12 protein-coding genes are annotated in these 12871 nt (G+C 67.4%); 8 read left to right on the forward strand and 4 right to left on the reverse strand.

The window, feature by feature from the left end; translation table 11 throughout:
* The first annotated feature begins 3 nt into the window (after positions 1-3).
* Both ABEJ63_RS00965 and folP read left to right on the forward strand, forming a co-directional pair.
* Positions 4-333: a hypothetical protein gene (locus ABEJ63_RS00965; RefSeq protein WP_375794467.1), complete on the forward strand. Its 330-nt coding sequence runs from the start codon at positions 4-6 to the stop codon at positions 331-333.
* 57 nt (positions 334-390) lie between these two features.
* A complete protein-coding gene (folP, locus tag ABEJ63_RS00970; protein ID WP_375794468.1) occupies positions 391-2832 on the forward strand; it encodes a dihydropteroate synthase in 2442 nt (813 codons plus the stop codon).
* On the opposite strand, the gene ABEJ63_RS00975 is transcribed toward folP, so the two are convergent.
* Positions 2818-4065, reverse strand: coding sequence for an NAD(P)/FAD-dependent oxidoreductase (locus ABEJ63_RS00975; RefSeq protein ID WP_375794469.1), 1248 nt, complete (start codon positions 4063-4065; stop codon positions 2818-2820). The genes folP and ABEJ63_RS00975 overlap by 15 nt on opposite strands.
* Before the next feature lie 87 nt (positions 4066-4152).
* Between ABEJ63_RS00975 and cynS the strand changes: the two genes are divergently transcribed.
* Complete coding sequence (cynS, locus tag ABEJ63_RS00980) at positions 4153-4602, forward strand: cyanase (RefSeq protein ID WP_375794470.1); 450 nt, start codon at positions 4153-4155, stop codon at positions 4600-4602.
* Between the two features lie 37 nt (positions 4603-4639).
* On the opposite strand, the gene ABEJ63_RS00985 is transcribed toward cynS, so the two are convergent.
* Entirely contained in the window at positions 4640-5680 is a 1041-nt protein-coding gene (locus ABEJ63_RS00985) for a glycosyltransferase family 4 protein (RefSeq protein WP_375794471.1), read from the reverse strand.
* A gap of 89 nt (positions 5681-5769) precedes the next feature.
* On the opposite strand from ABEJ63_RS00985, the gene ABEJ63_RS00990 reads away from it, so the two are divergent.
* Together ABEJ63_RS00990 and ABEJ63_RS00995 are read left to right on the forward strand one after the other, a co-directional pair.
* Entirely contained in the window at positions 5770-7542 is a 1773-nt protein-coding gene (locus tag ABEJ63_RS00990; protein WP_375794472.1) for a S9 family peptidase, read from the forward strand.
* Positions 7543-7618: 76 nt separating this feature from the next.
* Positions 7619-8086 carry a hypothetical protein gene (locus ABEJ63_RS00995; protein ID WP_375794473.1) on the forward strand — a complete coding sequence of 156 codons (468 nt, stop codon included), beginning with the start codon at positions 7619-7621 and terminating at the stop codon, positions 8084-8086.
* On the opposite strand, the gene ABEJ63_RS01000 is transcribed toward ABEJ63_RS00995, so the two are convergent.
* The gene (locus ABEJ63_RS01000; protein WP_375794474.1) at positions 8079-9137 is read right to left on the reverse strand and encodes an NAD(P)-dependent glycerol-1-phosphate dehydrogenase; all 1059 of its coding nucleotides are present in this window, start codon (positions 9135-9137) and stop codon (positions 8079-8081) included. The genes ABEJ63_RS00995 and ABEJ63_RS01000 overlap by 8 nt on opposite strands.
* Positions 9138-9177: 40 nt before the next feature.
* Entirely contained in the window at positions 9178-10164 is a 987-nt protein-coding gene (locus ABEJ63_RS01005) for an NAD-dependent epimerase/dehydratase family protein (RefSeq protein WP_375794475.1), read from the reverse strand.
* 249 nt (positions 10165-10413) lie between these two features.
* On the opposite strand from ABEJ63_RS01005, the gene dapA reads away from it, so the two are divergent.
* The 3 genes from dapA to ABEJ63_RS01020 are packed head-to-tail and all read left to right on the forward strand — an operon-like array spanning position 10414 to position 12868.
* Positions 10414-11313, forward strand: coding sequence for a 4-hydroxy-tetrahydrodipicolinate synthase (gene dapA / locus ABEJ63_RS01010; RefSeq protein WP_375794476.1), 900 nt, complete (start codon positions 10414-10416; stop codon positions 11311-11313).
* Complete coding sequence (dapB, locus tag ABEJ63_RS01015; protein WP_375794477.1) at positions 11310-12038, forward strand: 4-hydroxy-tetrahydrodipicolinate reductase; 729 nt, start codon at positions 11310-11312, stop codon at positions 12036-12038. Before dapA ends, dapB begins: the two co-directional genes overlap by 4 nt.
* On the forward strand, positions 12035-12868 hold the full coding sequence (locus ABEJ63_RS01020; RefSeq protein WP_375794478.1) for a 2,3,4,5-tetrahydropyridine-2,6-dicarboxylate N-succinyltransferase: 834 nt from the start codon (positions 12035-12037) through the stop codon (positions 12866-12868). Before dapB ends, ABEJ63_RS01020 begins: the two co-directional genes overlap by 4 nt.
* The last annotated feature ends 3 nt before the right edge of the window (positions 12869-12871 follow it).

The raw sequence follows: 12871 nt of genomic DNA on the forward strand, positions 1-12871 counted from the left end.
GATATGCGACGCGACAGACGACTCTGGGCACTGCTCGGCGGCGTCGTACTCGTCGTCCTGCTGGGTGCTGGCGTTGCCGTCGCGGGGACACTTGAACTGCTGGCGGTGCTGCGCGGCGGGACAACCCTATTCGCGCTAGCAGCAGCGGCGCTCCCGTATCTCGTCGCGCTGGCCGTGCTCGGGCTTGTCGGGCTCGCGCTCGGCGTCTGGCTGGTGGCACGCTTGGTCAAGCGGGCCAGCGGCGACCTCAACGCCGACCGATTCCGCGCACTGGCGGAGTGGGTCGTCGAACGCGGCCTGGCCCGCCGGCTGGGGCTGTCCCGGCGATTCTGACTGACGTGGGAAAGCCGGCTCCGACACGCCTAAGCGCGCGCCGGGGCGACAGACCGTATGCAGTACCACGAGGCGGCGTCGTGGCTGTTCGACCTTCGGCGCCACTCACCGCGCACCGGGGTCGACCGCACGCGCGCGCTCCTCGATTCGCTTGGATCACCCGACCGCGAGTACGCCATCGTGCAGGTGGCTGGCTCGAACGGGAAAGGGTCGACCGCACGACTGCTCGAGCGGGTGCTCCGCGAGGCCGGCCTCGATGTCGGCCTGTACACCTCGCCGCATCTGCAGGACGTCCGCGAGCGGGTCCGGGTCGATGGCCGGAAGATGCCCAAGGCGGCCGTCGCAGAGTTCGCCGAAACAGTCCAGCCGTACGTCACCGAGCGGGGCGGCGCCGGCGAGTCGCCCACCTTCTTTGAGACGCTCACCGCGATGGCGCTGTGGGAGTTCGACCGGCAGACGGTCGACGTGGCTGTCCTTGAGGTGGGGATTGGCGGGCGGTATGATGCCACCAGCGCCGTCAATCCCGTTGCGAGCGCCGTCACGAGCGTCAGCCTCGAACACACCGATCTGCTTGGAGATACCGTCACCGACATCGCGCGTGATCTGGCGCAGGTGGCGACCGACCGGCCGCTGGTCACCGCCGCGACGGGAGAGGCGCTCGCGGCCGTCGCTGCAACGGCCGGCGAGGTGGTGACCGTTGGGGGCATGGACGCCGACGTGACTGCGAGCTACGAGGACCGCGACGGGCTCGAGGGAGCGGTTACGCTCGCGGGCAAAGAGTGGCGAGTCGATACGTTCCTACCGCTGTTGGGCGCCCACCAAGCGGACAACGCCGGCGTCGCCGCCGTCCTCGCCCGGCAGGTGAGCGACGCGCTCGACGTCGACCTGACGACCGCAGATATCGCACGAGGGTTGCGAAACGCCCACTGGCCGGGCCGGTTCGAACTGATGGGGACAGAGCCCCTGGTCGTGCTCGACGGGGCACACAACCCCGGCGGCTGTGCCGGCCTCGCGGAGACTCTCACCGAGTTCGAATACGACGACCTCCATCTGGTCTTCGGCGCGATGACCGACAAGGACCACAAAGGGATGGCGGCCGCCCTCCCCGAGGCCACGGTGTACACCTGTCGGCCAGATGCCGAGCGGGCCGAACGACCGGAGGTGCTCGCCGAGGCGTTCCCGGACCCGGTTGAGATAGAGGGGAACGTTCCCGACGCGGTCGAGCGGGCGCTTGCGGCCGCTGATTCCGATGACGCGGTGGTCGTCTGCGGCTCGCTGTATGTCGTGGCAGAGGCGCGTGAGCGCTGGAGCGCCACCGACATCCCCAAGCGGGTACCGAATCTCCAGACCGCTGAGGCGACGCTCGCGGACGCAAACGTCACCGAGGCGGGCATCTGGCGGATGCGTGGCAAAGGAGTTCACCGTGTACTGAAGGCGCGGGTCCGGCCCCGACAGGCGAGCTATCTCAAAGAAGAGATGCTGTCGCTGGGCGGCGAGTGTGCGACGTCTGGGTTGGCGAGTCAGGACCACGAGCCGATCGATGTCGTACTCATGGGGACGCTCGCGCAGTTCAACCGCCTGCTCGACAAACTGGAGGGCCAGCCGTACGGGCTCGAGCAGGTGCGCGAGCGGATTCGCCGGCGGCTCGACATCCGCACGGAACCGGCAGACGGCAGCTACCCATGGGAGAAGGGCACCGCTGTCATGGGGATTCTGAACGTGACGCCGGACAGTTTCCACGACGGTGGTGAGTACGACAACCGGGAGGCGGCGGTGGCCCGCGCGAAGGAGCTGGTTGCCGAGGGTGCTGATATCGTCGACGTCGGTGGGGAGTCGACCCGGCCTGGCGCCGACCCTGTCCCTATCGAGGAGGAAATCGACCGTGTCCGGCCGGTCATCGAAGCGGTCCATGACGTTGGCGCGCTCGTGTCCGTCGACACGCGGAAAGCAGCGGTCGCACGGGCAGCACTGGAGGCAGGCGCGGACATTCTCAACGATGTCTCCGGACTCGAAGACCCCGAGATGCGGCTCGTCGCCGCCGAACACGACGTGCCGGTGGTGGTGATGCACTCAATCGACACGCCCGTCGATCCGTCGAACGAACCCGAGTACGACGATGTCGTCGAGGATACCATCGACGAACTGACCGAGCGGGTGCTGCTGGCAGAGAAAGCGGGCCTCGACCGCTCGCAGATTATCGTAGACCCAGGTATCGGGTTCGGGAAGACCGCCCGCGAGAGCTTCGAGATGCTCGGCCGGCTCGACGAGTTTCGCGCACTCGGCTGTCCCGTGCTGGTCGGCCACTCCCACAAGTCACTGTTCGGACTGGTTGGCTACGAGGATGGCGACCGCTACGAGGCGACGATTGCGGGCAGTGCGGTCGCGGCTGCCCGAGGTGCGGACGTGTTGCGGGTCCACGACGTGGCAGCCACCGTCGCGGCCGTCCGCGTCGCGGAGGCGGCCGACGACCCGGACACTGCTGGTTCAGGCCCCGAGTAAGTAGCCCCGTAGCCACACGCCCCAGTAGAGCCGCGGGATGAGTTCGACATCGGCCAGCCAGCCGAGCCGTGACTCGACGGCCGGCGTCATGGCGCCGTCGTAGTTATAGGCTGCCAGCATCGCTTTCCCTCGCTCGGTGAGCAGCGGGCAGGCGGCGAATCCGTCGTATGTCGCCTCGTAGGCGCGACCCGTCACGTCGGCAGTGAGGTTGTCAGCGAGCGCGGCCGCCTGCTTGCGCGCAGCCGCAGCCGTCTTCGATGTCGGCAGGTCGGTACAGTCGCCTATGCCATACACATGGTCGTGCTCGCGATGGCGGAGCGTCGCCGCATCCACCGCGACGTAGCCGTCCTCGGTCAGCGGCGATCGGTCCGTGAGCACGCGAGGACACCGCTGTGGCGAGACTGGCAAATAGAGGTCGTATGGGAGCCGGCGGCCATTAGCGCCCACGACGGCACCATTGCGCACCTCACTCGGCACAAAGTTAGGAACGTAGTCGACGCCCCGTTCAGCGAAGATATCCGCCAGCCGGCGGTCGTACCGCTCCTTGTGGTCGTCGCCGAATGGCCGCTCGTCCGGACCGGCGACCGTCACCGAGCAGGGGACGCTGTGGTCGGAGAGGTAATCCTCCGCGAGCAGTGCCACCTTCGCAGGGGCGCCGCCACACGAAACGGGCGTGTCTGGCTCCGTGACGACCACGCGCAGCGGGTCGGCGGCGTTGGCCGTTGGGAGCGACGCTGCGGCCGCACCCCCATCGGTCGCTACCGCATCGCGAGCGGGCGTCGGGACCCGGTTGGGGTCGCCGTCGCCGTGGTGTGCGACGAGCCTGTCGAGCGTGCGGTCGAGCGCACGGGCTGCCGCAGCCCGGTAGAACGGGTACACGTGAGGCTGCTCGCGACCGGGTGTAGCGTAGAGCTCGTGGCCGAGCGCGACCACCAATCGGTCGTAGCCGAGCGAGCCAACCGACAGCTGGACCGTTTGATCAGCGGGTGTGATGCCGGTCACTGTCGCCTCCAGGAATTGGACGTCAGCGCGGAGGTACTCGCGGACATCGCGGGCGTGCTCGTCGAGCGATAGACAGTCGAAGGGGGCGAGATAACAGGCCGGCTGGTAGCGGTGAGTCGGCTCCGCGTCGACGACAACCACCTCACCCAGCCCGCCAAGTTCGCAGTCAAGCCGGTTAGCGACCATCGTCCCCCCAGCCCCAGCGCCAAGCACGACAACGCGTTCGCTCATACCGAAGGATAGGGGCAACCGGCGGATAGGCCGGTCCCCGAACAGGTTCGGCGCCGAAGTTCTCCGCCCGGATATGGAACCTCATATATGCTTGAGCGCGAGGCTGCGACTGAGCGGCTCCGGGCGGCGAAAGCCGAAACCGAGACGAGCTTCGCGGCGCTTGCGGAGGCTGTCGGACGCGGCGAGGTGTGGACGGCCGCGCTGCTGTTAGGAGCGGTGAGTGGCGATGAATCGGAGGCGCGGGCGCTCTGCGAGACGCTTGATATCGCCGACGAGGCGGTGATCGACGCGCTCCAGCGACCACCATATAAGGGGAGCGACGAACTGACGGTCCCCTCCGACCCAATGCTCTACCGGCTCTACGAGATTCCACAGGTGTACGGCGACGCTATCAAAGCGTGTCTCCACGAGGAGTTCGGCGACGGCATCATGTCGGCTATCGATTTTGAATGTCACGTCGACCGAGTGCCCGACCCCGATGGCGACCGGGTGCGCATCACGTACGAGGGGAAGTATCTCCCGTACGAGAAGTGGTGAACCGCCTCGGGGTCACGCCCCGAGCCACTCGCCTTGCTTATCGGTAGACTGAAACTAACTCCGCGAGCACCTGCTCGCGGTCGAACGGGGTGAGGTCGTCATCGACGGTGAGATGTGGAAGGGCCCGCGCCTCTGACAGCGCGTCGGCGATAGCCTCAGAGGATGTGACACGAAAGCCCCGGTCGCGCCGCTCGACGAGTTCGTGGGCTGCCGACGCCTGCTGGTACTCGACGATCCCCACACAGCCGCACGCCAGTGCCCACAACAATTCGACCGCGAACGACTCTCGGCGAGCCGTGTGAACGAACGCATGGGCCCCGCGGTAGAGTGCGATTCGCTCGGCGCGGGAAATGTCACCGACGAATCGGACTCGGTCGTCGATGCGAAGGTCCGCGGCCGCCTGCTCGAACGTTGCCCGCGCGGGCCCGTCACCGACGACCGCGGCTGTCCATTCGCGGTCACGCTGCTCAGCCAGCCCGAGAAATAGCGACTCGAGGTTGGCGTCGGCGTCAAGATGGCGACCGGCAACGACGTCCGGTCCGGCCGACCGCGGCTCGATTCCACGGATGTACTCGAGGTCGATGTACTCCGGGAGGACTGTCAACCGGTCGGCCGTGAGGCCGCGCTCACGGAACTGTGACCGAACAAATTCCGATGGAACGAGATAGGCGTCAGCCACCTGCGTCGCGGGCCCGGCCAGTCGCGAGCCGTCGACGGGTTCGTCGCCGTACCAGTCACAGACGAGTCGCGCTCGCGCGAGCGCCGCGCCGGCCCGTGCGGCCAACAGGACGGCCGGCGGGGCGGGCGTCGCATGGACCACGTCTGGCTGGTAGCGGGCCAGTTGGCCGGGCAGCCGAAGGAGTGACGAAGTGAGCGTTGGTGCGATGTCGATACGTCGGTAGCGGACGTCGTCATCGACTCGGACGGCGCCGGCGTCGGCACCGTACCACCACTGGCTGCAGAATACCGTGACGTCGTGCCCACGGGCCGCCAGCCCCCGGGCCAGCGCCTCCGTCCGTGCCGATCCCTGCCGGCCGGTCCGGTGGGACGTCTCGAAGGCGACGAACGCGACGCGCATACGGCCCGGGGGTGGCCACAGAGTAAAAAGGCGGCGAGTCAGGCGCCGTCACGAGGAACCGTTATACGGCGAGGGGTCTACCGCTCGGTATGCGCGACATCGAACGGTATCTCAACGTGCGGAGCGCGAGCGGCGCCTCCGTCTCTGCCAACGGGACGCTCGCGTTCCTGCTGGACGCGACGGGGACGCCGCAGGTGTGGACGCTTGAGGAGCCGCTGGGCTGGCCGGAACAGCGCACCTTCTTCGACGAACGAGTCACCTTCTGCTCGTTCGCGCCTGAGGGAGAGACGCTCGCCTTCGGGATGGACGAGGGAGGCAACGAGCGTGCACAGCTCTACCGACTCGATCCCGATGGCGATGTTACCAACTGGACCCGCCGTCCAGAGGCGAAACACCGGTGGGGCGGGTGGGACTCGGCGGGCGAGCGGTTCGCGTTCGCCTCCAACAGACGTGAGGCGGCCGTGTTCGACATCTACGTGCAGGACCGCGACGCGACAGGCGACGCAGCCCAGCTCATCCACGAGGGCGATGGCTGGCTCTCCGTGGCCGGCTGGTCACCCGATGACGAAACGCTGCTCGTCCACGAGGCTCACTCCTCGTTCGACCATGATCTCTACGCGCTCGATATCGCCACCGGTGACCTGACCCACCTCACGCCCCACGAGGGGGCGGTACGCTTCGCCGGAGCGGAGTGGGGCCCCGACGGGAACATCTATCTCGTCACCGACAAGGACCGCGATAGGCTCGCACTTGCCCGACTGACGACCGACGGCGACCTCACTGTAATCCAGGCCGACGACGAGTGGAACGTCGATGGGGTGACTATCGACGAGGAGTCGGGTCGGCTGGTCTACTCGCGTAACGTCGACGGCTACACCGAGTTGACGGCTGCCAAGCTCACCGGCGAGGGGCTCGAGCAGATTGGGACGCCAGACCTGCCCGACGGCGTCGCCGGCGGTGTCGACTTCTTCCCCAGCGATGACCAGTTTGCTGTCACAGCAACGAGCGATGTCGATAACGCGAATGTCCACGTCTGTGGCGTTGATGGCGGCCGTGAGCGGTGGACGAATGCCTCCACCGCGGGGCTCCCTCGCGAGGGGTTCCGTCGGTCAGAGCTGATTCGCTACGAGACGTTCGACGACCGCGAGATCCCCGCCTACGTCACCCTACCCGACACGGAGGGGCCCGCACCGGTCATCGTCGATATTCACGGTGGCCCCGAGAGCCAGCGTCGTCCGTCGTTCTCGGCGGTGAAGCAGTATTTCCTCGGCTGTGGGTACGGCTACTTCGAGCCGAATGTGCGCGGTTCGACGGGGTACGGCAAGGCATACACCCACCTTGACGACGTCGAGAAGCGAATGGACTCGGTGAAGGACATCCGGGCGGGCGTCGACTGGCTCCGGGACCACGACGCCGTCGACGACGACCGGCTCGTCGTGATGGGCGGCTCCTACGGCGGCTTCATGTGTCTGGCCTGCCTGACGGAGTACCCCGACGTCTGGGCGGCGGGCGTGGACATCGTCGGCATCGCGTCGTTCGTCACCTTCCTCAAGAACACCGGTGACTGGCGGCGCGCGCTCCGGGAGGCGGAGTACGGCAGCCTCGAGGAGGACCGCGAGTTCCTCGAGTCGGTGTCGCCGCTGAACCACGCCGACGAGATACGCGCGCCGCTGTTCGTGCTCCACGGCGCGAACGACCCGCGGGTACCCGTCGGCGAGGCCGAACAGATCGCCGAGGAGGCGAGCGAGCACGTCCCCGTCGAGAAGCTCATCTTCGAGGACGAGGGCCACGGCATCTCCAAGCGGGCGAACCGAATCGAGGCCTACTCGCGTATCGCCTCGTTCCTCGACGAACACGTTTAACCACTCGTTATCCATCATCCGGGTGCGCGCGAACGATGTGACACCCTTATCCGACCCGCACGGCTGAGGGCTGGCAATGACACTCGGGGCATCACGCGAGCGGGTGACTGCCCGGCTCGCACAGCTGCGGGGCATCTACGACGGATTCGATGTCCGACAGACGACGTTGAGCGTCGACCCCGCGGAGTTCGACCGGGTGTGTGGCGACGGCAACAGCCCCGTGTTCGCGGAGGTGAGCGTCACCGACGGCGGCGGCCGGCACCTGCTTGTCGACACGGATGAGGGGTGGCGTCGGCCATGGGCGACAGTGGGCATCGACGAATCCATCGACGAGACGGTCCGTGAGCGCGTCGCCGAGCGGACCGGTGTGACCGTCGAGATACAGCGGCTCGAGACGGCAGCCATCGTCTCAGTCGACTGCGAGCCAACCGACGCGTCGACCTACCAGCTACAGCTCCAGTTCGTCGGGACACCCGCAGGCGGCAGACCGATCGAAAAAGCAGCCTGGCGGGCGCAGCCGCCGGCCAGCGACGCAGTCAGATGACACCGGTGACCGTCGCCGCCTCGATGGCGGCCGACTCGCTGACGCCGTCCCCGAGGATAGTGTAGCGGTCGCGAATCTCGTGGGCAGTCGTCATCGCCTCTACGAACGTCGTCTCCTCAATGCCGAGCGCGTCGGCCGTCGTCGGCGCGTCGATGCTGGCGAGCGCGTCGCGGACATCCCGCCATTCCCCGTCGTCACCGGAGTGGAGATACTCGGTGACGAGGCTGGCGACGCCTACTTGGTGGCCGTGAAGCGCGGGATCGGGCGCCAGCCGGTCGAGCTGGTGGCTGATGAGATGTTCCGCGCCAGAAGCAGGCCGCGAGGAGCCCGCGATGGACATCGCCACACCCGAAGAGACGAGTGCCTTCGTGACTACCCACGCCGACTCCTCAAGAGCCCGCTTGATAGAGTCCGCACGACCAACGAGCATCTCGGCGGTCATCCGCGAGAGTGCGCCGGCGTACTCGCTGTACTCGACGCTCTTCAGCCGGTGAGCGAGTTGCCAGTCTTTGACCGCAGTGTAATTAGAGATGATGTCCGCACAGCCGGCGGTCGTGAGCCGCCAGGGAGCGTCCGCGATGATGGCGGTGTCAGCGACGACCGCAAGCGGCGGGTCGGCGGCCACGGAATGCCGGGTGTCTCCCTCAGGAACGGAGCCGCGTCCGGAGACGATACCGTCGTGACTCGCGGCCGTCGGGACAGAGACGAATCCGAGCCCGAGCTCGTCGGCAGCCATCTTGGCGATATCGATGGGCTTGCCGCCGCCCAGGCCCACGAGAAAGCCGGCGTCGGCCTCGTTGGCAGCCGCGACCACCTGCTCGACGGCCGCGAACTCCGCCGTCTCCACAACGGTGGTGGCGGGGTCATAGCCGGCCTCGCGGAAGCCGGCCCGCAGCCGATCGCCCGCGATGTCATCGGGCGTGGGCGAGGTGACAACCAGCGGCCGGCCGTCGAGATAGAGTTCGGTGACCACCTCGGGCGCGCGGTCGAGCACGCCGTGGCCCACAACCACGCTCCGGGGGAGCTTGATCCACGTCGACTTCGCGAACATGGTTCGGGGTCGCCGCCGCGACTCAAACAGTTTGCGGGACCTAGACTGTCTCCAACACGTCGAGCAGTCGCTCCGTCGTCGCCCTGTCGGGGCCATTCTCTCGCCCCGTTCGGTCGGACGCGCGGTGGTCGGCCACCGTCGCGGCCAGTGTCTCCTGGTGGGGCGTCGCCCGCCAGCCGAGCGCACGCAGCTTCGCCGTCTCCAGAAGATGCAGTGCTGGCCGGTAAATCGGGAAGTCGGTGAGGTCGAGGTCGACGGCTGCAAGTTCGCGCGCACTCGCGAACACTGGCTCGATGTCGGTGTCACAGGCGTCCGCCACGAGTTCGACCCACTCGCCGAGCGTCGGCGCGTGGCCGTCGCCGACGTTGTATGCTTCGCCGGGCGTGCCTTCCTCGGCGACAACCCGCAGTGCCGAGGCGACATCGCCGACGTAGACGAGATGCCAGAGGTTCGTCCCGTCGCCAGGCACCACAATCCGGTCGTGAGTGTCGACCCGGTCGATCCAGTAGTCAAACCGCTCGGTGTAGTCGTGGGGACCGTACACGACCGGCGGACGGACGGCCATCGCGTTCACCCCCTGTTCTGCGGCTGCGAACACAGCACGGTCGCCCTCGGCCTTGCGCGGCCCATACGTCTCGGCAGAGTCGTCGGTCGCCTGCTCGGCCGTGCAATCGTGTAGTGGTGTGTCGTCCTCGCGTTTGGGAATGTGCTCGGCGCCATAGCTGGCCCCTGAGGAGATGTACACGTACGCGTCGACATCGGCAAACACCTCACAGGCGACGCGGACATCCCGGGGGTGGTAGGCAACACAGTCAACGACCACGTCCGGGTCGACCCGCTCGGCCGCCAGCCGGAGCTGTCCCTCTTCGGTGCGATCTCCCTCGACGTGACCCACGTCGTCGCCGAACGGGTTTTCGTGAGTCCCGCGGTTGAAGATGGTCACGTCGTAGTCGGCCGCCTGGAACTCCTCGACGGTATGGCGGCCAATGAACCGCGTGCCGCCGATGATAAGTGCGCGTCGTGGCATACTCGCCACTCAGACGGCCGGCTGGTTAGGCTGCCGGTCTCGACTGGACACGGGTCACAACACATAAGTTATCGGACCTACCGATAACAGCTATGCGACCGACCACACCTGGGCCGCGGCCGCGAAGCGACCGGTGTGGCGGTACTTTCTCGAAAGGCAAGCGCCCGACGTAGGCTCCCGGCGGGAGTGGCGACCCCGTCGCGGGCCATATTCGGGCACCGCTTGCCAGCTACCAAACCCACGACACCAATGACAGACGAACCATACGCCGGAGCCTTCCCGGCACTCACGACGCCGTTCCACGAGGACGGACGCATCGATTTCCAGACGCACCGCGAGAACGTCCGCCGGCTCGAACGCGAGGGTGTCCACGGGGTCGTTCCCGTTGGCACCACCGGTGAGTCGGCCACGATGAGCCACGACGAACACGTCGAGGTTATCGAGGCGACCGTCGAGGCCGTCGAAGACGTCCCCGTCATCGCTGGCTCGGGCTCGAATAACACCCGCGAGGCGCTCGAGCTGTCGCGGCGGGCCGCCGACGCCGGCGCCGACGGACTCCTGCTCATCTCGCCGTACTACAACCGCCCCGAGCCTGACGGGATGGAGCAGCACTTCCGAACCATCGCCGACGAGGTGGACCTCCCGCAGATCATCTACAACGTCCCTGGCCGGACGGGCCGCAATATCGCCGTCGAGACGGCCAAGGCACTCGCTTCCCACGAGAATATCGTCGGCTACAAGGCTGCCTCGGGCGATCTCAACCGGGTCGCGGAGGTCATCGAGCGGACCCGCGAGGAGTCCTTCGCCGTCCTCTCGGGCGACGACCAGCTCACCCTGCCCATCATGTCGATGGGGGGCCGCGGCTGCATCTCCGTCGCTGCGAATGTCGAGCCCGAGCGGACCAGCCGGATGGTCGAGCATGCCCTCGATGAGGAGTATGCCGCCGCCCGCGAACTTCACTACGAACTCGGGCCGCTGTTCCGGACGCTGTTCATCGAGTCGAACCCCATCCCAGTGAAGGAGGCGCTTGCGCTCCGGGGACACATGCCCGCGACGATGCGGTCGCCACTCTCGCGGATGGACGAGGCGAACCGCGAGCGACTCCAGGCCGTGCTCGCTGACCTCGACGAGGAGGTTGCCGAGGCGTGAGAGTCGCCGTCGCCGGCGCAACTGGCCGCACGGGCGGCGAGGTTGCACGCGAGGCCGCCAAACGAGGCCACGAAGTCGTCTCGCTGTCCCGGACGCCCGAAGGTGACCAGCACGACATCGCTGACCTCCCCGCGGTGCTGGCTGAGGCAGATGCGCTCGTGGACTTCACCGTCCCCGAGGCGACCGTCGAACACGCCGCTGCCGCCGCCGACGCGGGCGTCCCGCTCGTCGTCGGGACAACTGGCTTCGACGAGGACGGCCTCGCCGCGCTCCGAACAGCCGCCGAGCAGACGCCCGTGCTGAAAGCGTCGAATTTCGCGAAGGGTGTACAGGCGCTCCGCCGAGTCGTCCGTGCAGGTGTCGCAGCCCTCCCAGACTACGATGTCGAGGTGACCGAGACCCACCACAGTGGGAAGCGCGATGCTCCCTCGGGGACAGCGTTGACCCTGCTCGAGGACATCGAGGAGACGCGCTCCGACGCGCTCGAACGCACCTACGGTCGCGAGGGCACCCACGAGCGAGCGCCAGAGGAGATTGGCGTGCACGTCCGCCGGGCCGGCACCGTCCGTGGCGAACACGAGGTGCTGCTGGCGGGTGACGACGAGGTGCTGACGCTGACGCACCGGGCCGAATCACGCCGGGTGTTCGCCGCCGGCGCCGTCGACGCAGCCGAACAGCTCGCCGGGCGTGACCCCGGCTTCTACGACTTCTCGGAGGTACTATGAGTACGCTTGAATCCGACATCCGCGACCTGTGGCACCGCTACCAAGCCGACCTGACCGCCGCCGACGCCGGCACAGACGAGTACGATACCCTCGACGCCTTTCTCGACGCCCTCGAGACCGGCGAGGTGCGGGCCGCCGAGCAGCGCAACGGCGAGTGGGTCGCCAACGACTGGGTGAAGCAGGGAATCCTGCTCAACTTCGGCCTTCGCGCAATCCGCGCGGTCGAGCACGGCGGCGTCGCGTACCACGACGTGCTCCCGCTGCGCGAGACTGCCGACCTCCCCGGCCGCGGGACGCGCAACACCCCTGACGGGACCGTCATCCGGCGGGGCGCCTATATCGGTGGTGACGCCATCATGATGTCGCCGAGTTTCGTCAACGTCGGCGCCCACATCGGCGACGGAACGCTCGTCGATTCCTGTGATACCATCGGCTCCTGTGCACAGGTCGGCGCGGACGTGAAGCTGGGGGCAAACACGCTCGTAGGCGGCGTGCTCGAACCCGTCGAGAGTGCACCCGTCGTCATCGAAGACGGCGTCTCACTGGGCGCCGGCTGTCGGGTCACTAGTGGGTTCGTCGTCGGCGAGAACTCCATCGTCGGCGAGAACACGCTGCTTACGCCACGTATCCCGGTCTACGACCTCGTCGAAGAGGAGGTCGTCTACGGTCATCTCCCGCCAGAGCGGCGGGCGTTTACCCGCTACGTCGAGTCGAGCGTCGCTGACCACGACCTCTTCGAAGGCGGCGCGTACAAGCCGGCGGTCGTCGCCACCCACGTGGAGGAGGAGACGCTCGAGGCCACCCAACGCGAGGAGACGCTGCGAGAGTGACAC

The sequence above is a fragment of the Halosegnis sp. genome, assembly GCF_042216475.1.
In the GTDB taxonomy this organism is placed as follows: Archaea; Halobacteriota; Halobacteria; order Halobacteriales; family Haloarculaceae; genus Halosegnis.